Raw genomic sequence first — 23,090 nt, forward strand, 5'->3', positions numbered from 1 at the left:
ATTTTTATTTTTTTGGGTTATGGTAGTTTAGGAAATTATAATTTGGATTGAGAGGAGTAAATAGATGAAGAGTATATTAGTTGTTGGACATGGAAGTAGATCAAAAGAGGCTTTTGAAGTTTTTAATAGTATGCTAGATAATTTCAAGTCGCAAGTAGAGGGTAATGTTGAGGGGTGTTTTATGGAAATATGTGTGCCAAATATACCTGATACAATTGACCTTATGTATAAAAATGGGACTAGGGATTTAGTAGTTGTTCCATATTTCCTTTTTTCTGGAATTCATATTAAGGAAGATATTCCAAAAATTTTGAAAGAGATTAAAGTAAAATATACGGACCTTAAAATATCATTGGCAAAACCAATAGGGTATAATAATATAATTGTTAATATCCTTAAGGAAAATGCGGAGGGAGAATTAACATGTATTTAAAAAAACCAATGGAAATAGAAAATAAAAGCATGGAGATAATAGAGGCAGAACTAGGGGAACATGAATTTACTCCAATGGAGCTTAAGATTGTTGAGAGAACAATCCATACCACAGGAGATTTTGACTACAAGAACATAGTGAACATAAAACCAGAAGCCATAGAAGAAGGCCTTAAGGCAATAAAGAGTGGGTGCAGAATTGTAACAGATACTACTATGGTACTATCTGGAATAAATAAAAGAGCAATTGAAAAGTTAAACTGCACTGTAGAATGTTTTATTGGTGATGCAGAAATATTTAAAAATGCAAAGCTCAATGGAATAACAAGATCCATGGCATCTATGGATTATGCGGCAAGCGAAGAGGTTGATATCTTTGTAATAGGAAATGCCCCTACCGCATTATATAGGATTGGTGAGCTTATAAATAAAAATATGGTGTCGCCAAAGCTTATTATTGGAGTGCCTGTTGGTTTTGTAGGAGCTGCAGAATCTAAGGAATATATTAGGGGATTTGATATACCTTCAATAACAACCATAGGTACAAAGGGAGGAAGTAATGTGGCTGCCTCTATAGTAAATGCACTACTGTATATGGCCCTTGACGGCAATCGAGATGAATGATAACTATATAGTTAAATATGGTAAAAAACTTAGGTGCGGTTATACAACAGGTAGCTGCGCAGCTGGGGCAGCTAAGGCAGCAGCAAAAATGCTGCTGAGTAGAGAAAAATTAGAAAAAATAAGTATAGATACACCAGCTGGGATAATTCTTAATTTGGAGCTTTTAGATATTCATATAGAAGAAGATCATGCTTATTGTTGTATTGTTAAGGATGCAGGGGATGATCCTGATTCTACAGACAAAATAAAAATATATGCAAGAGTGAGCAAAAGAGAAGATTCTAAAATTATCATTGATGGTGGAGAGGGTATAGGCCGAATAACAAGAAGTGGTTTTTGGGGAAAGAGTGGAGCGGCGGCAATAAATCCTGTTCCAAGAAAAATGATTACAGATGAATTGTTAAAGGTATCAAATTGTGGGTTTAATGTTTTAATATATGCACCCGAGGGAAAGGAAATTTCTAAAAAAACCTTTAACTCTAATCTTGGAATAATCGGTGGCATTTCCATAATTGGAACGAAGGGAATAGTAGAACCAATGTCTGATGAGGCGCTTAAGAAAAGTATTTATATAGAAATTGACGATGCATATGACAAAGGACAAAGGGAAATAGTACTGTTCCTCGGAAATTATGGTGAAAAAGTTGTTGAGGATTTAAATCTTAAGGGAGCTAAAATAAAAATATCAAATTTTATAGGCGACATGCTACTTTATTCTAAAAACAAGGGTTTCGATAAAATAATCCTAGTAGGCCATATTGGAAAGTTGTGCAAGCTATCTATAGGAGCCTTTAACACCCATAGTAAAATTTGTGATGTTAGAATTGAAGCCTTTGTTTATTATCTTGCATTAAACAGTGCTACCATTGAGTTAATAAATTGTGTTAATGAATGTAAAACCTCGGAGGAAGCGCTTAAGCTTATAATAGATAACAATTATCCTGTTGTTATAAATGAAATGATAGCTGGTTGTGTGGAGAGAATCAAAAGGTATCTTAAGGATGAAGATGGTGAAAGTAACATTCATGTAATTATGTATTCAATGGAATATGGAATACTTGGGGGAAAATTATGATTAAAATTATTGGAATGGGACCAGGAAATATAAATTATCTTACTATGGAGGCAATAAAGGCAATAAAATCCGCGGATAGGGTTATTGCTTTTGGAAGAATAGCTAGCACTGCAAAAACTATAGTAAATGATGTTATTGAAGTAAATAGAGTACAAGAAATAATTGAAAACTTAGATGATGAGGTGACTACAGTGGTACTCGCCTCAGGAGATCCTTGCTATTTTGGCATTATAGATTTCTTAGTTAAGAAGGGTATTGTGTTAGGCGAAGTAATACCAGGAATTTCTTCTTTCCAGTATATGATGACAAAACTAAAAAAGAGTTGGCAAGATGCATTACTTATTAGTCTTCATGGAAGGAATGAAAATCTCGTTAAAGTTACTAAAAGTAAGCTTTCGGTAATACTTACAGATAGTAAAAATAATCCTAACTTCATATCAAAGCAATTATATAATCTTGGGGTAACTGGGAAAATATATACAGGTTATAACCTGTCTTATGATGAGGAAGTTATATTGTGTAATAAGATAGGCGATGAAATAGAAATAGCAGGAAATATTTCAGTGGTGGTGATTGAAAATGAAATGGCTTAGAGATGAGGATTTTATACGTGGAAAGATCCCTATGACTAAATTTGATGTTAGAGTTATTACTATTGCAATGCTTGATATATCAGCTGATGATGTATTTTTAGATGTTGGTGCTGGAAGTGGCTCAATATCTATTCAGGCAGCGCTTCTTGGGGCAAAGGTATTTGCAGTGGAGAGAGAACCTGAGGGGCTAGAGCTTATATCCAAAAATGCTGAAAAATTTAATGCAACTGTAAATATCATTGGTGGATATGCTCCAGGGGCATTTGATAATATTGAAGCTTTTAATAAATGCTTTATTGGCGGAAGCGGTGGAAAACTTAATGAAATTGTTAGTGCCTTAAGTAAAAAGCAAGCTAACGGTGGAATTATTTGCGGGAATTTTATCATCCCTGACAACATGGTCCAATTTAAAAACTTGTTAAAAGAATTAGGATATGAGGATATTAAGGTTAGGCTTATTCAATCTGCAGTTATGGATAGGATTGGACTTATGAAGGGCCAAAATCCTGTATATATAGTTAAGGGGAGAAAAATATGAGAAAATTTTATGGTATCGGAGTAGGTCCAGGAGACAAGGAACTCATTACACTAAAGGGTTATAATCTAATCCGCAATTGTGATTATGTATTTGTACCAAGTAGCAAGGGTCATAGTCTTGCAGAAACAATAGTTAGTGATTATATTGTGAACAAGAAAGTTATAGAGCTTGAATTTCCAATGGGTGAGGATAATGAAGAAAGATATATAGATGCAGCTATTAAAATAAATGAAATTTTAGGTGATGATAAGGTGGGAGTATTCTTAACCCTTGGTGACCCAATGACCTACAGTACTTATTTGTATTTGATGATTCAGCTTAAAAAAACTGATTTGGATGTGGAAACTATCCCAGGGATAACCTCATTTAATGCTGCAGCATCAAGACTTTCATTGCCACTGACCTTAAGAGATGAAAGCTTTTACCTAGCAGATGGAATGCTAGATGAGGAAATTCTAAAGAGAGTTGATACTGTTTGTGTTCTTAAAATAATAAAGAACAAATTAGATATAATGGACAAACTAACAAAACATGGGTTTGAATATGTTTGTGTTAAAAGATGCACACAAGAAGATGAAAAGTTAATATATGAAAAATCAGAAATATTAGGCGACAATGATTATATGTCGTTAATATATGCAAGGAGGAAAAGCTAGTGATTTATTTTATAGGAGCAGGACCCGGTGATGTTGATTTAATAACAGTAAAGGGAAGAAGACTTTTAGAAGCTGCAGACGTAGTTATATATGCAGGCTCTCTTGTATGGGATGAACATTTAAAGTTTTGCAAAAGTGGTTTTAAAAAATACAATAGTGCTTCAATGACTCTTGAAGAAGTTATCTCAATAATGGTAAGTGAGCAAAACCAAAGTAGTGATAAGACAATTGTAAGACTTCATACTGGAGATCCATCAATTTATGGAGCAATCAGGGAACAAATGGATGAACTTGATAAACATCATATGAAGTATTGTGTTATTCCGGGAGTAAGCTCTTTTACAGCTAGTGCTGCAGCCATTAAAAAGGAATTTACCCTTCCAAATGTAAGCCAAACTGTAATAATTACAAGAATGGAAGGAAGAACACCAGTACCACCTGAGGAGGATTTAGAGAAACTTGCAGCACATAAATGCTCTATGGCTATTTTCCTATCTGTTCAAGATATTGAAAATGTAGTTGCGAAACTTACAAAAGGTTATGGCAGAGATGATGTTCCAGTTGCAGTTGTTTATAAAGCTACTTGGCCAGAGGAAAAAATTATTATGGGAAGACTTAATAATATTGCTGAAAAAGTAAAAGCTGAGGGTATAGGAAATTTTTCGCAAATTCTAGTGGGAGATTTTATTGAGGGAGAGTATGACCGCTCATTATTATACCACCCACAGTTTACTCATGGTTTTCGCAAGGGAGTAAAATGAAGATTGCCTGCCTTGCTTTTACAAGGAGTGGAGAAGCTATCGCAAAGAGAATAAAATGCTGCTCAGATTATGAAGTGCATAAGTTTTCAAAGGAGAATTATAAAATCAATTTAAATAATATTTTTAGTGACTATGATGGTATTGTTTTTATTTCTTCCACAGGAATTGCAATTAGAATATCAGCACCTTTTATAAAAAATAAGAGTGTTGATCCTGCAATAGTTGTGGTGGATGACCTAGGTAGATACTCAATAAGCCTTTTATCAGGACATATTGGTGGTGCAAATTACCTTGCAGAGAATATAGCAGGTTGTCTCAAAAATCAACCGATAATTACAACAGCCTCCGATGGTAGAGGAATAGAAGCGGTTGATATGTTTGCAAAAAGAAATAATCTTTTCATTGAGAGTTTTGGCAATGCTAAACAAATAACTTCTATGATGATAGACGGGGATAATATAAAAATTGAATCTGAAATTGAAGCTAAAATAGGATATAGAAATATAGTAGAAAACAACGAATCAGGAGCAATATTTGTTTCATCAAAACAGAGTATTAATTATGATAAACCTAGTTGTATTTTAAGGCCTAAAAACATTATAGTTGGATTAGGTTGTAGACGAGGTAAAAGCATGGATGAGATAATTAGCGCACTTACGGAAGTGTTTAAAAGTAATGATTTGTCTATAAAGTGTATAAAAGCAATTGCAACGGTTGATGTAAAACAAGATGAAATAGGGATAATAGATGCCTGTAAAAATTTAAACTGTGAAATGGTGATAATTTCAAGGGAAGATATTAAAGTGGTTCAGGACAAATTTAATAAAAGTGCATTTGTTGAAAGCACAATTGGAGTGTCTTCAGTATGTGAGCCTTGTGCATATATCTCTGGTGGAGAATTAATAGTCCGTCGAACTGCAATAAATGGGATAACAATTGCTATTTCCAAAGGAGGAATGTAATGGCTAAGCTTTACGTAGTTGGTATTGGTCCTGGTGGCCTAGATAATCTTACATATAAGGCAGCAAATGCGATAGAAAAATGTGAGGTTGTGGTCGGATACAAATTTTACATAGAACTTGTAAAAAAAATAATAGTAGGTAAGAGAATTATTTCAACAGGTATGAAGGGTGAAATAGAAAGATGTAAATTGGCACTACAAGAGGTTGAAAATGGAATTGATACATGTATTATAAGCACTGGAGATCCAGGACTTTATGGTATGGCTGGGTTAATACTTGAACTAGCTGGCGATATCGAGGTTGAGGTAATTCCTGGAGTTAGTGCTGCTTTTTGCGCTGCTGCAGAGCTAGGAGCCCCTATTATGCATGATTTTTGTACAATAAGTCTTAGTGATTTACTTACACCTTGGGAGGTCATTGAAAAAAGGCTTGAGGCGGCAGCAAGTGCTGATTTCGTAATAGCAATATATAACCCAAAGAGCAGGGGTAGAAAAATCCAGATAAAGAGATCAATTGAAATAATAAGAGCGCATCGGGGTGGAGAAGTCCCTGTGGGACTTGTTAAAAATGCAGGCAGAGAAGGCAATGATAAGAAAATAGTAACTCTTGACACTGTGGATTTTGAGTTTATAGATATGATGACAGTTGTACTTATTGGTAATAGCAAAACTTATATAAAAGATGGGAAAATTATAACTCCTAGGGGGTATAATTTTTGATATGGATTATTGGAGGAACCACAGAAAGCAATATTTTATTATCTAAAATAAAGGGAAAGCTTAAGTATGTTATTTCTGTTGCAACCTATAGTGGCTGTGAGGTAATAGATGATGAAGATGAGAATATTGTGGTTTCTAGGATGAATTATGATGAAATGCTAGAATTTATTAAAATACGAAATATCGGAACTGTAATAGATATGTCTCACCCTTACGCAATTGAGGTAAGTAAAAATGCAAGGCTTGCCTGTAAGAAGCACAACATAAGATATTTAAGATTTGTAAGACCGAAAACGGAATTCGAAAATGTTGTTTATGTTAAGTCAATATCAGAATGTACTAATTATTTAAAAAGCATTAAGGGTTCTGTTTTATTTACAACGGGAATTAAGAATATAAAAGATTTCGAGAAGGTAAAAGATAGTAATAGATTTATATATAGGGTACTTCCTACAATATTTAGTATTCAGGAGTGTGTAGATAACAATATTAAAATGAAGGATATTATAGGAATGTTAGGCCCATTTTCAACTGAACTTAACATTAGTATAATCAAAGAATATGATGCAAACTATGTTGTTATGAAGGACAGTGGAAGTGTGGGTGGAACACCAGAGAAAATAGAAGCTTGTATTAAATCTAACACTACACCTATAGTAATTGGACGGGAATTTGAGGATGGAATAAATGAGATGGTTAAATTACTTACAATGATTTTATGATTTAACTAATAGAACATTTAAATATATGTTTCAAGATGGAGGGTCATGATTTGGGAATAATAATAGCTTCTAGAAAAAGTAAACTAGCACAAATTCAAACGGATCTCGTTATGAGAATGATATATGAGAAAAATGAACTAAAATGCGAGAAGCTATTAATGAGTACAAAGGGAGATAGGATACTTGATGTAAGCCTTGATAAGATAGGTGGCAAGGGTGTTTTTATAAAGGAGATTGAAGTTGCAATGCTAGAGGGACGTGCGGAAGCAGCGGTTCATAGCATGAAGGATGTACCCTACGAAATGCCTGAGGGTTTTGAAATAGTATCAATGCCAATTCGAGAGGATGTTAGAGACGTATATGTATCTATGAATGGTACAACCATTGAGAACTTACCAAGGGGTGCCAGAATTGGTACAAGTAGTAAAAGACGGTCCACGCAGATTATGAATTTAAGACCAGATGCTGTGATGGTACCCATAAGGGGTAATGTTCAAACCAGAGTGGAAAAAATAGAAACAGAAAACTTGGATGGAATTATACTAGCAGCAGCTGGACTAAAAAGGTGCGGAATGGAGTGTATTATAACGGAGTATCTTAATGTGGATGAGTTTGTACCTGCGATAGGTCAAGGTGCCCTTGGCATTGAAGCATTAAAGACAAGTAAGTATATTCATATATTAAAAAGCATAGAGCATCACGAAACCAGGATATGCGTGGATGCAGAGAGAAGCTTTATGAGAAGGCTAAATGGAGGTTGTCATTCTCCAATTGGAGCATATGCTAGGCTTCAAAATGACGACATATACATAGTTGGTGTATTTGAGTTAAATGGAAAATTTATAAAAAAAGACATATTAGGAAGTGTGTATGACTATATAGAACTTGGAAAACTCCTAGGCGAAAAGATAATAAATTCATAATTGAAAGTGGTGTTTGTTTATGTCAAAGGTATATTTGATTGGTGCAGGTCCCGGTGATGAGGAGCTTTTAACCCTAAAAGGCAAGAGAATTCTTGAGAAGTGTACTGCAGTTTTATACGATAGGCTTGCTAATGATAGTCTATTAAAATATTTAAATAAGGAATGTAAAATATATTATTGTGGTAAGGAACCAGGTTGTCATTATAAGAATCAGGAAGAAACAAATGATATGCTTGTAAAACTAGCGAAAGAAGGAAATACCGTTGGAAGAATAAAGGGAGGCGACCCTTATGTATTCGGAAGGGGTGGCGAGGAGGCTTTAAGGCTAGAAAATGAGGGAATTGAATTTGAAGTGATTCCTGGAATTACTTCTGCCATAGCAGTTTTAAACTATGCGGGAATTCCAGTAACACATAGAGCAATATCACAGAGTTTTCATGTGTTTACTGGGCATACTGCAGATAAATTAGACATTAACTGGAAAAGTGTTGCATCATTAAATGGGACCTTAATATTTCTAATGGGACTTAAAAATATCGGAGTTATAACAAATTCACTAATAAATAATAGCAAAGATGCAGAATGCCCATGTGCTGTCATTATGAGGGGTTCGACCTCAAAACAGAAAAAAGTTGTGGGAACACTTAGTAATATTTGCAGTAAGGTAGAGGAAGCAGGATTTAAATCTCCCTGTATAATCGTGGTTGGTGGAGTTGTTGAATTAAGTGAGAAACTCAATTGGTATGAGAGAAAACCTCTGTTTGGAAAGAATATTTGCATTACTCGCTCAAAGCAGCAAAGTGTGGAAATTAGTGAGAAATTACTTGATTTAGGGGCACAGATAACTGCTATAAATTCAATTGAAATAAAAGATACTGCAAAAAATTTAAAAGAGTATATTAAAAAATTTAGTTCATATGATTATCTAGTTCTTACAAGTGTAAATGGTGTTAATTTATTTTTTAAATATTTAAAGGACAATGAGTTAGATATTAGAAAGATAGGTGGGGAATTTTGTGCAATAGGTCCTGCAACAGCCAAGGCAATAAAAAACATGGGAATAAATCCACTGATTATTGCAGAGCAATTTGTTTCAGAATCTCTTCTAACAGAGCTGAAAAACCATGTGAAACCAGGTGATAAGATACTAATCCCAGGTTCGAAAAATGCTAGAGAATATTTAGGTGAGGAACTTAGAAAACTTGATTGCTGCGTGGATGAGGTTCCAATTTATGAAATAGGACAGGGCACACTTCAAAATGAGGGTGTATTTGACAATGTTGATATTGTTATCTTTACAAGTCCCTCAACGGTTAAAAATATGATCTCAATGTTAGGAATAAATAGGATTAAAGAAAAAGAATGTATAGCTATTGGTCTAATAACCGGCGAAGAACTTAGTAAAAATAATATTAAATATAGTGTATGCGATGAATATTCCAGTAATGGGATAATCAAAAATTTGTTGCAATTAAAAGGAGAAAAACATGATTAACAGAAGAAGAAGATTAAGAGCAAATACTGCAATAAGGGATTTAGTAAGAGAGACAATATTAACACCTAAGGACTTTGTATTTCCTATATTTGCAGTGGAAGGTGAAAATATAAAGGAAGAAATCTCATCAATGCCAGGAAATTATCATTATTCTGTGGATAGACTTTATGAAATAATAGATGAAATCGAGAAGGCCGGCATTAGAGGTGTTATTTTATTCGGACTTCCTGATGAAAAGGATGAAATAGGAACATCAGCATGGATAGATGATGGAATAGTTCAAAGGGCTGTAAGAAAAATAAAAGAGCTAAATAAGGATATTTTAGTAATTACCGATATATGCATGTGTCAATTTACAAGTCATGGTCATTGTGGAATAATCAAGGACGATGTAATTGATAATGATGAAACACTTGATTATTTGGGCAAAATTGCTATATCTCATGCAAAAGCTGGAGCGGATATGGTGGCACCTTCTGATATGATGGATGGAAGGGTTTTGGCCATTAGAAACGTATTAGATGAAAATAATTTTAAAAATGTATCAATAATGTCCTATAGTGCTAAGTATTCATCAGCATTTTATGGTCCCTTTAGAGAAGCAGCTCACTCAGCACCAAAATCTGGAGATAGAAAAACTTATCAAATGGATCCAGCAAACGTAAGGGAAGCAATGTGTGAGATTGAGGATGATATAAAAGAGGGTGCTGATATTGTTATGATCAAACCAGCAATTTCATATCTAGATGTAATAAGATCGGCAAGGGATAGATTTGATGTTCCAATAGCAGCATATAGTGTAAGTGGCGAATTTGCAATGGTTAAGGCCGCAGCTGAAAAGGGTCTTATTAATGAGAAAAGTGTTGCCATGGAAATGTTAACATCAATAAAAAGGGCAGGTGCGCATATTATAATCACTTATTATGCAATAGATGCTTGCAGGTGGCTTAAGGAAGATTAATAATAAATTTGTGGTATTTAAAAAAATTAGTTAATATGCTCACTAGTCCATATAAAATGCTGACTAGTGAGCATTAAAAATATTATAGAGAAGATGTTTCTAGGAGGATGAGGCTATGAATAAGTACTACCCAATTATGATTAATATCAAAAATGAAAAATGTCTAGTGGTTGGAGGCGGAAATGTTGCTTATAGGAAAATAAATGGGCTTATTGAATATGGCGGTAAAATAACAATAATTTCCAGGGAAATTATTGAAAAAATAAATCCATTAATTGAAACTATGGGCGAAGATATTATATATATTGAGGATGATTATAAAAGTGAATATATTAAAAATGCTTTTTTTGTTATTGCAGCAACCAATAATAGTGATGTTAATCTTCAAATAGCTAGAGATTGCGCGCAAAAAAATATTCTAGTTAATGTTGTAGATGATCTAGAAAGTAGTAAATTTATAGTTCCTGCAAAAGTTAAAAGAGGAGATTTAACAATAACTATATCTACTAATGGTAAATGCCCCTTTTATAGTAAGTTATTAAGAGAAAAATTAGAAAATCAATTTGATGATAGCTATAGTACATTTGTAAATATATTAGGTGATTTTAGAAAAGACCTACTTTTGAATATTAAATCAAGTTCTAAAAGAAAAGATATAATGGCTTCTATAGATGTGGAATACTATTTTAATAGGCTTAAGGAAATAGGAGAACAGGAAACTCGAAAAGAAATGGAGAGGTTCTGCTTTGTTACTACTGATAAAGACTAGTATTAGTAGTAAAGCACCTTTCTAATGCAATAGTTAGAAAAGTGCTTTTTAGCGTTTTTAAATTCCTAAAGTTTGAATTTTTGAACATACTCTTTATTTCACTTCTAGTATGTCATCAATAAACCTTCCGTTTTCATAGAATAATTCACCATCAGCATAAATCTTTCCACCATTTCTCATATCGCAAAGCATATCCCAATGAAGGGTTGATCTGTTTAAGCCACCTGCTTCAGGCATTGAGTCTCCAATAGCCATATGGATGGTACCACCGATTTTTTCATCAAAAAGCATATTTCTTGTGAAATTCTTAATACCATAGTTGGTACCTATAGCTACCTCACCAAATCTGCAGGCCCCATCATCAGTTTCAAGAAGTGCTTTAAGGAGGTCTTCTCCTTTTGTGGCTGTCGCCTTAACTACTTTTCCACACTTAACCTCCAGAACTATTCCTTCAATCTCTTTGCCCATATATATTCCTGGGAAACTAAAAGTAATTACTCCATTTACTCCATCTTCAACAGGTGAGGTAAATATCTCTCCATCTGGGAAATTTACTTTTCCATCACAATTTATCCATTTTCTCCCTTCTACGTTTACTTTTATATCTGTTCCTTTAGAAATAAAATGTAGGCCATTTTTAGTATCAAGGTATTTAACCCATCTTTCTTGCTCTGCGCTTATCCTTTTCCATTCAGATGCAGGATCCTGGGCATTGAGTAGGCCGGCACCATAAACAAACTCTTCATAATCACTAAAGCTCATGGAAGCTTCCTGAGCATCTGCATAGGTAGGATATTGTGTTCCACACCATCTTAAGGAACCATTGCCCATTTTTTCAGAATATATCTTTCTCCAACTTGCTGCTCCTATCGAAGATATTTTAAGTTTATCTGCATCGATTCTTGAATTGGTCTTTGTGTTTCTATTCCCCCAAGCAGAAAGCCATACATCTGCCTTTCCAAGCATAGTTTTGAAAAGTATATTTTCCTGAAGAAGCTGCTCTTCACTACTGTACTTAAGCTTTATTTCAGATACTTCTTGTGAAGAAAGTGAAGTTTCTACATGAGCGCCTGCCTTCACGGCCTCCTTTACCACCTCTACCATCCAAGGGGTTGCAACCTCATCACAGGATACAAATACAGAATCACCTGGTTTAACCTGGGTAGAATAATTTACTAGTAGTTTTGCAAGTTTGTTAAGTCTTTGATCAGCCATTTATAATTGCTCCTTTCACTTAGAACACGGGAAAACTTAAGAGAGTTTAATCTATTTTTAAGTTAACCGTTAAAAAATGATTATATGAATATGTTACCAAATATTTAAGAAATACTCTAGTTAAATTTTATTGTGAAAATAAAAATCAAAAACTATGTACATTTTATGACTTTTACTGTAAAATACTCTTATATACAAAGTATTTGCAATATTGAAAAAATAATAAATCTTCCTGTAAACCTATATATGTTTAGTAATATGGTCTAAATATTTCTCTGGGGCTACCATAAATAGCCTGACTATGGGTGGTTATATATAAGTTATAAAGTTATAGGATTACTTTTTAAAAGTAATTCTATATTTTAATAGTTTTTTATATAAACTTTCCATTTTGAAATTTCAATTTGGAGGGTTTATATTTTTTGTCCAATTTGGTATATTAAAGACGTTATGTCTTAATATAAAATTTGTAATAATAGGGGGAGTGTTTTATGAAAAAAGTCATTGGTTTAATGCTAACACTAATACTAGTTTTGGGAGGAATTTTAACAGGTTGTTCAAAAAAAGATGAAGGAAATACAGTTACCCCTGATACTAGTAAAAAAGTAAAGGTAGGGTTTATTTATGTAGGGCCTATTGGTGATGGGGGTTATACTTTTGCTCATGATCAAGGAAGACTATTTCTTGAAAAGGAACTTGCAGGTAAGATAGAGAAGACAGTTTTTAAGGAGAGTGTAAAAGAAGATGCAGCAGAGGTTGATAAGACTTGTGAGGAAATGATTAACAATGGTGTTACAGTAATTATTGGGACAAGTTTTGGATTCATGGAGGGAATGGACAAGTCTGCAAAGAAACATCCAGAAATAAAATACATGCATTGTTCAGGTTATATGCAGGAAACTAATATGTCAAATTATTTTGGTAGAGACTATCAGGTTAGATATCTTTCTGGTATAGTTGCAGGAATGAAAACTAAATCTAATAAAATTGGGTATGTTGCTGCTATGAACATTCCTGAATGTGTTAGAGGTATAAATGCATTTGCACTTGGAGTACAATCCGTTAATAAGTCAGCAGTTGTAAAGATTATATGGACTAATACTTGGTATGACCCTGCAAAGGAAAAAGAAGCGGCAAAGGCACTTTTAGATGGAGGTGTAGACGTTATTGCACAGCACCAGGATACAACTGGGCCACAAATAGCTGCAGAAGAAAAGGGAGTTTGGTCTATAGGTTATAACTCAGATATGAGTAAGGCTGCACCTAATGCTTACATGACAGCTCCAATTTGGAATTGGGGACCATATTATGTAGATCAAGTTAACAAGATTATTGCTGGAACTTGGAAATCAGAAAGTTATTGGGGAGCCATGGATGCAGATAATGCTAAAAGCATAATATACTTAGCTGATTTAACTAAAAATGCACCAGCGGGTGCACAAGCCGCAGTAGATAGTGCTAAGGCTGATATAATTTCAGGAAAAAACAAAGTATTTGTAGGACCTATATATGATAATACTGGTGTTTTGAAAATTAAAGAAGGCGAAGTTATGACAGATAAAGATATGCTTCTCTTTGATTGGTTTGTTAAAGGGGTCGAAGGTAAAGTAAAATAGAAAAGGGTGATATTATGAGTACTGTTCCACATATATCAATGAAGGGAATAACCAAGGTTTTTGGCAGGGTAGTTGCCAATCATAATATTAATTTAGAAATAAATAGCGGTGAAATCCATGCATTGCTAGGAGAAAATGGAGCAGGAAAAAGTACACTAATGAACATTCTGTCAGGAATTTATATTCCTGACAGAGGTTCTATTTTTGTTAGTGGAAAAGAAGTAAAATTTTCATCGCCAAAGGATGCTATTAACGCAAAAATTGGAATGATTCATCAGCACTTTAAACTGGTAGAAGTCATGACAAGTCTCGAAAACATAATGATCGGCCAAAAGACTGGTTTTTGGATAAATAAGAATAAAGTAATAAAGGATATAACAGAGCTATCTGATAAATATGGTCTTGAAGTTGATGTAAATAAAAGAGTATATGATATGACAGTTGGAGAAAAACAGATATTAGAAATACTTAAGGTAATGTATAGAGGCGCAAAAATACTTGTGCTAGATGAACCCACTACGGTATTTACTCCTCAGGAAACTAAAAAGCTATTTAAAATAATCAATAAGATGAAGGAGCAGGGTTGTGCCATAATATTCATAAGCCATAAAATGGACGAGGTTATGGAGATATCGGATAAGATAACTGTTTTAAGAAAGGGCGAAACCATTATTACCTTAAATAAAAAAGATACAGATCCTAAAAAATTGGCGGAGCTAATGGTGGGACATCCTGTAGATTTGTCTATTAAAAGAGTAAAATCCGAAAGCACAGAAAATATCTTAGAGGTTAAAGATCTTAGAGTATTTGATGAAGAGGGAATAGAGAGATTAAAAAAAATAAGCTTTACTATAGGAGCTGGAGAAATACTTGGCATAGCAGGTATCGTAAACAGTGGTCAGAAGGAATTGTGTGAATCCCTTATAGGAATGCAATCAGTAAAAGAGGGGGAAATAAATTTTAAAGGAGAAAATATTGTAGGAAAGAACACGAGAGAAATAATCAAAAAAGGTATTAGTATGAGTTTCATTCCAGAAGATAGGCTTGGTATGGGCCTCGTTGGGTCTATGGACATGGTAGATAACTTAATGCTTAAGGAATATCAATGTCAAAATGGACTTTTTATTGATAAAAAACCTGCCATAAGTAGATCAATAGAAATAATTGAAACTCTTGAAATAAAAACGCCAGGAATTTATTATCCTATTAAAAATTTATCTGGAGGAAATATTCAAAAAATATTACTAGGAAGGGAACTTGCTGCAAAACCAAAGCTTCTTATAATGGCTTATCCAGTAAGGGGACTTGATATTAATACTTGTTATACCATATATGATCTGATAAATCAGCAAAAGGCTAAGGGTGTAGGAGTACTTTTTATTGGAGAAGATTTGGATGTTTTAATTCAACTTTGCGATAGAGTAATGGTGATTTGTAGTGGCGAAATTACTGGGATTTTAAAGGGTGAAGAAGCTACAAAAGAAGAAATAGGATTACTTATGACAGGTCATAAAAATAAGCAGCGAGAAGCATAGGAGGGGTAGTAGATGCTAAGGTTTATAAAAAGAGATGAAATAAGCAAAGGAAAAAGTACAACCATTAGAATTTCTTCAGTAATACTTGCACTTTTTATATTTAGCATAGTTTTTATACTGATGAAAAAGAACCCTTTAGATATTTATGCATCAATGCTAAATGGGGCTTTTGGCTCCTCTTATTCTATTAGAGAAACTATTAAACTGGCCATTCCTCTTTGCATAGCTGCGTTAGGCATTGCGGTAGCTTTTAAGATGCATTTTTGGAATATCGGTGCTGAGGGGCAAATTCTTATGGGGGCCTTTGCAGCATCACTATTTGCACTTAAATTTCCGGATATGTCAAGACCTATACTTTTAATAATAATGATGGTAGCAGGTATATTTGGTGGAAGCCTGTGGGCACTAATCCCTGCTGTTTTTAAAGCAAAGTGGGGTACAAATGAAACAATAGTTACTCTGATGATGAATTACATTGCTATTAAATGGATAGTATTCCTTCAGCATGGGCCATTAAAGGACCCTAATGCAAAGGGATTTGCAAAAATAGCAAGCTTTACTGATAATGCTATACTTCCAGAAATCTTTAAAGTGCACGTTGGATGGATATTTGCACTGATTTTAGTTATATTTATATATGTTTTTATGAATTATACTAAAAGGGGTTATGAAATTTCGGTATTGGGAGAGAGTGAAAAAACAGCACTTTATTCTGGGGTTGATATAAAGAAAACTATAATTATATCTATACTTTTAAGTGGTGGTTTATGTGGGCTTGTTGGTATGATTCAAGCCTCAGGTATAAGCAATACACTTGGTGAAAGTGTGTCTGGAGGAGTAGGATATACAGCTATAATTGTAGCTTGGCTTGGGTACCTAAGTGCACCAGTTATTCTGGTTATTTCCGTATTATTTGCGGCTCTTCAGCAGGGAGGATCCTTTATTCAAACCTCTTATGGAATACCAGGTGCTACGGCACTTTTATTACAATCTATGATATTGTTTTTCGTACTTGGTAGTGAGTTTTTTATTAGGTTTAAAATCTCTAGTAAAGTAGGTGATGCAAAGTGAATGGAATGACAACATTTTTAGCTGCAGCAATAGTTGCAGGAACACCCCTTCTTTTTGCAACTCTTGGTGAAATATTAATAGAGAGAGCTGGTAACCTTAATCTTGGAGTAGAAGGCATGATGCTTATGGGAGCTGTAATAGGTTTCTTGGTTGGGCTAAACACAGAAAGTGTTTTTGCGGCACTCCTAGGAGCAATGGTTGCTGGAGCTTTTGGTGGCTTAATATTTGCTTTTTTAACAATATCATTAAGAGCAAATCAAGTTGTTACTGGCCTGGCCCTGGCTACTTTTGGTAGTGGGTTTTCAACCTTAATAGGAAAACAATTAGTAGGTCAAACTGCCCCGGTAGCAGTGAAAAGTTTTTTTAAACCCTACTCAATTCCCATAATAAGTGATATTCCTGTTATTGGCCCAATATTTTTTAAACATGACGCCTTTGTGTATCTTGGGTATATATTAGCAGTAGTTATTGGTGTATATCTATACAATACTAGCAAAGGGTTAAACCTAAGAGCAATAGGGGAAAATCCAGGCTCAGCAGATGCAGCAAGTATAAATATTACATTATATAAGTATGTTCATATTCTAATTGGAGGAGCATTGTGTGGACTTGGAGGGGCTTACCTTTCACTTGTCTATATACCTAACTGGCAAGAAAATGTTGTAGCAGGTAGGGGATGGATTGCCATAGCGCTTGTTATATTTTCTGCATGGAATCCCTATAAAGCAATATTTGGAGCATTTTTATTTGGGGGACTTGATATAATAGGTTTTAGGCTTCAGGGAGCTGGAATTCAAATTATTTCTCAATATCTAGTAGATATGCTTCCATATTTAGTTACCATAGCGATTCTTGTAATTGTATCTATGAAAAAATCTAAAAGGAATGCTCCGCCTAAAAACTTGGGGACACCATATTATAGGGAAGATAGATGATGTAAAGATAATTTAAATATAAAATTGTATATTCCCATGTAAGGATAGACATTTAAGTCTGTCCTTTTAATTTTTTTGTGAATAAGTATTGACATAAGAAATTCATGGGATTACAATATACTTCGTAAGCGAAACATACGTAAGCGAAATAAACGCGTGCGAAATAAACGTGTGCGAAATAAACGTGTGCGAAATGGTATGAGTTACTAGAGAAGAATTTATTAAAGGTGGTGATGGAGTGAAAACATTAAACGAGAGCATAGAAGTTGCAAGACTTTTTCAAGAGGTTATGCAGTTATTTAAACATAGTATGAATAAATTGCTTGAAGAAACGGGAATGTCAGCACCTCAAGGCATGGTACTAGGGCTTCTAAGTAAAAAAAAGAAGATAAAGATAACAGAACTTAGTCATCAACTTTGTTTGTCTAATAGTACTGTATCAGGAATCGTAGATAGACTTGAAAAACAGAAAATGGTGGTAAGAGAAAGAAGCCTAGATGACAAGAGGGTAGTTTATGTAAGCATAGCGCCGAATTTTAAAGATATGCATGAAAACTTTCATAAGCAGTTTGAAAAGAATATTCAAAATACAATGAGTAGAGGAAGCGAAGATGAACTTAATAAAATTCATGAAGGATTAGATACACTTAAGAAGCTTTTAAGTGATCAACCAAAATAAATAATAACAATAACAATAATAATAATAATAATAATACAATAAAATATTAACAAGGAATGGGGATGATATTTTTGATTAAATTATTTAAATTTTTAAAACCTTACACATTACAGATAATAGTAATAGTTTTATTAGTTTTTACTCAAGTACTAGCAAATCTATATTTACCAACATTGATGGCTGATATAGTAGACAAAGGTATATCACAAAAGGATACCTTTCAATCTATTTCATTTTTAGGTTTTAATGGAACATATAAAGGTATAAATTATATTATTAGAATAGGCGGAATCATGCTATTAGTATCAGCAGGTGGAGTTTTATGCTCAGTTGTAGCTTCATTTTTATCTTCAAGAACTGCTGTTGGGCTTGGTAGAATTATTCGTAATAAATTATTTACTAAAGTTGAAGGGTTCACGCTACATGAGTTTGATAAGGTTGGGACTGCCACCCTTATAACAAGGACTACAAATGACGTTGTTCAAGTTCAAACAGCAACCGTAATGATTTTTTCTATTTTGTTGTCTGCTCCTTTAACTGCCATAGGAGGTATTGTTATGGCTTTAAGAGAGGATGTGCAACTAACTTGGATTTTTGCAGTTGTAGTACCGCTTCTTGGAATTATTATTGGAATAACTCTTAAATATGCTATGCCATTATTTAAATTGATGCAAGTGAAATTAGATAAATTAAATCTTGTATTACGTGAAGGACTTACAGGTATTAGAGTAGTACGTGCATTTAATCGAATTGACACTGAAAAGGTTAGATTTGATGATGCTAACACTGACCTTATGGAAAACGCTATAAAAGTTAATAAAATCATGGCATTTCTAATGCCAATAATGATGTTAATGATGAATGTGACAACAGTTTCTATTATTTGGTTTGGTGCTAAAAGAATAGATGCTGGTAGTATCCAAGTTGGTTCACTTATTGCATTTATGCAATATGGAATGCAAATTTTAATGGGATTCTTAATGCTTGCTATGGTATTTATAATGATACCAAGAGCACAAGCCTCTGCAATAAGAATAAATGAGGTATTAGATATGGAATCTGAAATCACTGACCCAAAGAATGCAATATTAGCAAATAAACAAAGTGGATATGTTGAATTTAAGAATGTAACATTTAGTTACGAAGGGGCAGATCAGCCAGCTATTTGTGACATAACATTTAGTGCAAGACCTGGTGAAACAACCGCTATTATTGGTGGTACAGGTGCAGGTAAATCAACTCTTATAAACTTAATACCACGTTTTTATGATGTAACTTCTGGCTCGGTATTGGTTGATGGAGTAGATATACGTGAAATGAGTCAAAATGACCTTCGGTCAAAGATAGGTTTTGTTCCCCAAAACACTGTGCTTTTTACTGGAAGTATTGCTAATAATATTAAATATGGTAAAGATAATGCTACTATGGAAGAAATTAAGCATGCAGCAACTGTAGCACAAGCAACGAATTTTATAAACGGAATGAAAGAAGGATATGAACATATTATTGCTCAGGGAGGAACGAATGTTTCTGGTGGACAAAAGCAGCGTCTTTCTATAGCACGTGCTCTAGTTAGAAAACCTGAAATATATATTTTTGATGATAGTTTTTCAGCACTTGATTTTAAAACTGATGCGAGACTAAGGGCAGCACTAAAAAAAGAAACAGTAAAGTCTACAGTAATAATTATTGCTCAAAGGGTTGCAACAGTTATGGATGCAGATAGAATTATAGTTTTAGATGAAGGCGTAATTGCAGGCATTGGAACTCACAAAGAACTTTTAAATAGTTGTAAAATATATCATGAGATTGTATCTTCACAGCTTTCAGAGGAGGAATTATAATGAGTGAAAATAACAAGAACAAACCTCAAGGCGGAATGCGTGGTGGTCCAATGGGATCCTTTAGCGGTCCAATAGTAAAAGCCAAAGACTTTAAAGGAACATTAAAAAGACTTTTAAGTTATTTAAAACCACAAAGAACCAATTTTATTTTAGTATTTATATTTGCGATAATCAGCACTATTTTTACAATAGTAGGACCTAAAATTTCAGCAAGGGCTATAGATAAATTGGTTGAAGGTATTAAAAGTAAATTTGGTTTAATTCAGCTGCATGCTGCGCAAGATAAAATAGCAGCCGCAATAAATGCTAATCCCGCTGCAGCTAATAGTCCAAAAGTAATTGATGGACTGGATCAAATTAAAACTGGAATTGCTAAGATAATGGATATAAACGGTGGAAACATAGATTTCACTTATATTCGAAATATTATTCTTTTGTTACTTGGATTGTATTTAGTAAGTACAGTTTTTGGATTCCTTCAACAGTATATAATGGCTGGAGTTGCACAGAAAACTGTTTATAATCTTCGATTAGAAGTTGAGGACAAATTATCGAGGCTACCACTCAAGTTCTTTGATTCAAAAACACATGGTGAGATATTAAGTCGTGTTACAAATGATGTTGACAATATATCGACAACACTTCAACAAAGTCTTACTCAACTTGTTACAGCTATTGTTACCATCGTTGGTATTGTTATTATGATGCTTACAATAAGTCCACTAATGACACTTGTTGTTATTTTAACTTTGCCACTATATATTATTGTGACAGCTTTTGTTGCAAAGCGATCTCAAAAATATTTTGCTGCACAGCAAAAGGAAATTGGAGCTCTTAATGGTCATGTTGAAGAGATGTATACAGGACATAAAATTGTTAAATCCTTTGGTCATGAGAAAGATTCAATTAAAGAGTTTGAAAATATTAATGATAGATTATACAATGCAGGCTGGAAAGCTCAGTTTATATCAGGAATAATAATGCCTATGATGAGATTTGTTAGTAATATAGGTTATGTGGTAGTTTGCGTTGTTGGTGGATTTTTAGCAACAAAAGGTAGAATTAGTATAGGTAACATTCAAGCTTTTATTCAATATTCTAGTCAGTTTACTCAACCAATAGTTCAAACTGCAAATATTGCCAATATAATTCAATCAACAGTAGCTTCGGCTGAACGTATTTTTGAATTATTAGATGAAGTAGAAGAGATTACGGAAACTAGTAATATTAAGGTGATTGAATTACCTAAGGGAGAAGTTAAATTTGAAAATGTTGATTTCAGCTATAAAGCAGATGAACCTCTTATTGTGAATATGAATCTTGATGTAAAACGTGGTCATACAATTGCAATTGTTGGACCAACGGGTGCCGGTAAAACTACACTTGTTAACTTGTTAATGAGGTTTTATGAGATAGATGCTGGTAAAATCACAGTTGATGGAGTGGATATAAGAGACATAAAACGTGGGGAACTACGTAGTATGTTTGGAATGGTACTTCAAGATACTTGGCTCTTTAATGGCACTATAATGGATAATATTGCTTATGGAAAAGAGGTCGCCACCGAGGATGAGATCATGAAGGCGGCACGAGCAGCTCATGCGCATCACTTTATTAAGACTCTCCCTGATGGATACAATACGATACTAAATGAAGAAGCTTCAAATATATCACAGGGTCAAAAGCAACTTCTTACTATAGCAAGGGCAATACTTGCAAACCCAACAATTATGATACTTGATGAAGCTACAAGTAACGTTGACTCAAGAACAGAAGTTTATATACAAAATGCTATGACAGCACTTATGCAAAACAGAACAAGTTTTGTAATTGCACATAGACTTTCTACAATTAAAGAGGCAGAGCTAATATTAGTAATGAACAAGGGAAGTATCATTGAGATGGGTAATCATAATGAACTTCTTGCTAAGAATGGCTTCTATGCAGATCTTTATAATAGTCAGTTTAGTGGAGCAAACTTAGATAATGATGTAGTATAAAATAAGTTTTAAAATAAGGCTATGTTACCATTATTTCAATGGTGACATAGCCTTAAATTAATTATGATTGTAATAAAAAATTAAAGTTTTCATTTATATATTTTAATATAACAGTTGCTATTAATGATTGACCACCCATATTTGGATGTATACCGTCTTTACATAAAAACTGGCTGTAATCGCTATGTTTTGTAAATTCTGATCTTACATCTATAAGCATAGTACCAGTTTCATTAGCTACTTCTGTAATAATTTTATTATAGGAGCTATGCCAGTTGAAAAGAGCATCTTTTGTACCAAGCCAATGTAAAATATTTTGTTCTGCAAAAGAATCTTCTTTAGTAATCCATTTGAAATATTTTAGTGGATCTAGTGGTGGTAGTGTCATAAGCACAGGCAATATGTGATTATTTTTCAAGGTATCAATCATCCCACACAGTGTTTCACGATAAGTAGAAATATCAGTGTTGGGTTTGTATTCCCTATCAGGATTTTTAGCAATGTCAGCCCAGTTATAGTCACAGTCATTACCACCAAATTCTATTAAAACTATATCAGGTGACTTTTTTATTACATCGTTATACATCTTACTAACACCTCTCATAATGGTGCTTCCGAATTTACCTGCATTATATACTTGCCCTTTTATTTTATTTCCAATTATGGTTGTAAAGTTTTCTTTTAGAGGTGCATATTTAGATCTTTCCTCGTCGTAAATGATTCCCTTTGTAATAGAATCGCCAAATGCTATAAGAGTGTAGCTATCTTTTATTATCATAATATACCTCCATAAAATTAATTATTAATCTCACAAATTTTTTTATATAATCCATTTAATCTATACTAACAATATAGCACACAAATACAAACAATTCAATACGTAGTTATTAAAACTACGTATTAAATAAATATATTTTTGTTAATTGAAATCTCACATAATTATTCATATCTCAAAGATATATAAT

General features: G+C 33.6%; 23 protein-coding genes and 1 riboswitch. Of the genes, 21 read left to right on the forward strand and 2 right to left on the reverse strand.

All coding sequences use genetic code 11. From position 1 onward, the window contains the following. The first annotated feature begins 64 nt into the window (after positions 1–64). The 14 genes from KPL51_RS11865 (at position 65) to KPL51_RS11930 (ending at position 11,230) form a co-directional block, all read left to right on the forward strand. Positions 65–433: a sirohydrochlorin chelatase gene (locus tag KPL51_RS11865; RefSeq protein ID WP_216161467.1), complete on the forward strand. Its 369-nt coding sequence runs from the start codon at positions 65–67 to the stop codon at positions 431–433. Continuing rightward, on the forward strand, positions 424–1,056 hold the full coding sequence (locus KPL51_RS11870) for a precorrin-8X methylmutase (RefSeq protein ID WP_216161471.1): 633 nt from the start codon (positions 424–426) through the stop codon (positions 1,054–1,056). Before KPL51_RS11865 ends, KPL51_RS11870 begins: the two co-directional genes overlap by 10 nt. Continuing rightward, positions 1,049–2,131 (forward strand): cobalt-precorrin-5B (C(1))-methyltransferase CbiD, encoded by a 1,083-nt coding sequence (cbiD, locus tag KPL51_RS11875; protein WP_216161474.1) that lies wholly within the window; start codon positions 1,049–1,051, stop codon positions 2,129–2,131. Before KPL51_RS11870 ends, cbiD begins: the two co-directional genes overlap by 8 nt. Then, positions 2,128–2,724 (forward strand): precorrin-6y C5,15-methyltransferase (decarboxylating) subunit CbiE, encoded by a 597-nt coding sequence (gene cbiE / locus KPL51_RS11880; RefSeq protein ID WP_224854153.1) that lies wholly within the window; start codon positions 2,128–2,130, stop codon positions 2,722–2,724. The genes cbiD and cbiE overlap by 4 nt, the downstream gene beginning before the upstream one ends. After that, positions 2,711–3,262, forward strand: coding sequence for a precorrin-6Y C5,15-methyltransferase (decarboxylating) subunit CbiT (cbiT, locus tag KPL51_RS11885; protein ID WP_216161478.1), 552 nt, complete (start codon positions 2,711–2,713; stop codon positions 3,260–3,262). The genes cbiE and cbiT overlap by 14 nt, the downstream gene beginning before the upstream one ends. Then, complete coding sequence (gene cobI, locus KPL51_RS11890; protein WP_216161482.1) at positions 3,259–3,918, forward strand: precorrin-2 C(20)-methyltransferase; 660 nt, start codon at positions 3,259–3,261, stop codon at positions 3,916–3,918. The genes cbiT and cobI overlap by 4 nt, the downstream gene beginning before the upstream one ends. After that, entirely contained in the window at positions 3,918–4,679 is a 762-nt protein-coding gene (cobM, locus tag KPL51_RS11895; protein ID WP_216161485.1) for a precorrin-4 C(11)-methyltransferase, read from the forward strand. The genes cobI and cobM overlap by 1 nt, the downstream gene beginning before the upstream one ends. Continuing rightward, positions 4,676–5,641, forward strand: coding sequence for a cobalt-precorrin 5A hydrolase (gene cbiG, locus KPL51_RS11900; RefSeq protein WP_216161489.1), 966 nt, complete (start codon positions 4,676–4,678; stop codon positions 5,639–5,641). The genes cobM and cbiG overlap by 4 nt, the downstream gene beginning before the upstream one ends. Continuing rightward, entirely contained in the window at positions 5,641–6,360 is a 720-nt protein-coding gene (gene cobJ / locus KPL51_RS11905; RefSeq protein ID WP_216161491.1) for a precorrin-3B C(17)-methyltransferase, read from the forward strand. Before cbiG ends, cobJ begins: the two co-directional genes overlap by 1 nt. Continuing rightward, positions 6,357–7,082, forward strand: coding sequence for a precorrin-6A reductase (gene cobK, locus KPL51_RS11910; RefSeq protein WP_216161494.1), 726 nt, complete (start codon positions 6,357–6,359; stop codon positions 7,080–7,082). The genes cobJ and cobK overlap by 4 nt, the downstream gene beginning before the upstream one ends. A gap of 50 nt (positions 7,083–7,132) precedes the next feature. Next, a complete protein-coding gene (gene hemC, locus KPL51_RS11915) occupies positions 7,133–8,005 on the forward strand; it encodes a hydroxymethylbilane synthase (RefSeq protein WP_216161498.1) in 873 nt (290 codons plus the stop codon). A 19-nt stretch (positions 8,006–8,024) separates the two neighbouring features. Beyond that, positions 8,025–9,500, forward strand: coding sequence for a uroporphyrinogen-III C-methyltransferase (cobA, locus tag KPL51_RS11920; RefSeq protein WP_216161502.1), 1,476 nt, complete (start codon positions 8,025–8,027; stop codon positions 9,498–9,500). Further along, positions 9,493–10,461: a porphobilinogen synthase gene (gene hemB, locus KPL51_RS11925; RefSeq protein WP_216161505.1), complete on the forward strand. Its 969-nt coding sequence runs from the start codon at positions 9,493–9,495 to the stop codon at positions 10,459–10,461. Before cobA ends, hemB begins: the two co-directional genes overlap by 8 nt. Before the next feature lie 115 nt (positions 10,462–10,576). Then, complete coding sequence (locus tag KPL51_RS11930; RefSeq protein WP_216161508.1) at positions 10,577–11,230, forward strand: precorrin-2 dehydrogenase/sirohydrochlorin ferrochelatase family protein; 654 nt, start codon at positions 10,577–10,579, stop codon at positions 11,228–11,230. A 93-nt stretch (positions 11,231–11,323) separates the two neighbouring features. On the opposite strand, the gene KPL51_RS11935 is transcribed toward KPL51_RS11930, so the two are convergent. Then, positions 11,324–12,445 (reverse strand): aminopeptidase, encoded by a 1,122-nt coding sequence (locus KPL51_RS11935; protein ID WP_216161512.1) that lies wholly within the window; start codon positions 12,443–12,445, stop codon positions 11,324–11,326. A 220-nt stretch (positions 12,446–12,665) separates the two neighbouring features. Beyond that, positions 12,666–12,767: riboswitch (purine riboswitch) on the forward strand. A 169-nt stretch (positions 12,768–12,936) separates the two neighbouring features. Here KPL51_RS11935 and KPL51_RS11940 point away from each other — a divergent pair. From KPL51_RS11940 to KPL51_RS11970, 7 genes are all read left to right on the forward strand, one after another. Then, a complete protein-coding gene (locus KPL51_RS11940) occupies positions 12,937–14,061 on the forward strand; it encodes a BMP family ABC transporter substrate-binding protein (protein ID WP_216161516.1) in 1,125 nt (374 codons plus the stop codon). A 14-nt stretch (positions 14,062–14,075) separates the two neighbouring features. Further along, on the forward strand, positions 14,076–15,596 hold the full coding sequence (locus KPL51_RS11945) for an ABC transporter ATP-binding protein (protein WP_216161519.1): 1,521 nt from the start codon (positions 14,076–14,078) through the stop codon (positions 15,594–15,596). Positions 15,597–15,608: 12 nt separating this feature from the next. Further along, on the forward strand, positions 15,609–16,667 hold the full coding sequence (locus KPL51_RS11950) for an ABC transporter permease (RefSeq protein ID WP_216161522.1): 1,059 nt from the start codon (positions 15,609–15,611) through the stop codon (positions 16,665–16,667). A gap of 5 nt (positions 16,668–16,672) precedes the next feature. Further along, complete coding sequence (locus tag KPL51_RS11955) at positions 16,673–17,602, forward strand: ABC transporter permease (protein ID WP_244998074.1); 930 nt, start codon at positions 16,673–16,675, stop codon at positions 17,600–17,602. A 238-nt stretch (positions 17,603–17,840) separates the two neighbouring features. Then, positions 17,841–18,281 (forward strand): MarR family winged helix-turn-helix transcriptional regulator, encoded by a 441-nt coding sequence (locus KPL51_RS11960; RefSeq protein WP_216161529.1) that lies wholly within the window; start codon positions 17,841–17,843, stop codon positions 18,279–18,281. 71 nt (positions 18,282–18,352) lie between these two features. Next, positions 18,353–20,125, forward strand: a complete 1,773-nt coding sequence (locus KPL51_RS11965; protein ID WP_216161532.1) for an ABC transporter ATP-binding protein — start codon at positions 18,353–18,355, stop codon at positions 20,123–20,125. Then, positions 20,125–22,125, forward strand: a complete 2,001-nt coding sequence (locus tag KPL51_RS11970) for an ABC transporter ATP-binding protein (RefSeq protein WP_216161536.1) — start codon at positions 20,125–20,127, stop codon at positions 22,123–22,125. The genes KPL51_RS11965 and KPL51_RS11970 overlap by 1 nt, the downstream gene beginning before the upstream one ends. A 61-nt stretch (positions 22,126–22,186) precedes the next feature. Here KPL51_RS11970 and KPL51_RS11975 read toward each other — a convergent pair whose 3' ends face one another. After that, positions 22,187–22,903, reverse strand: coding sequence for an SGNH/GDSL hydrolase family protein (locus KPL51_RS11975; protein ID WP_216161539.1), 717 nt, complete (start codon positions 22,901–22,903; stop codon positions 22,187–22,189). Between the last annotated feature and the right edge of the window lie 187 nt (positions 22,904–23,090).

This window comes from Clostridium bowmanii, from assembly GCF_018861315.1.
Taxonomy (GTDB): Bacteria; Bacillota; Clostridia; order Clostridiales; family Clostridiaceae; genus Clostridium_AD; species Clostridium_AD bowmanii.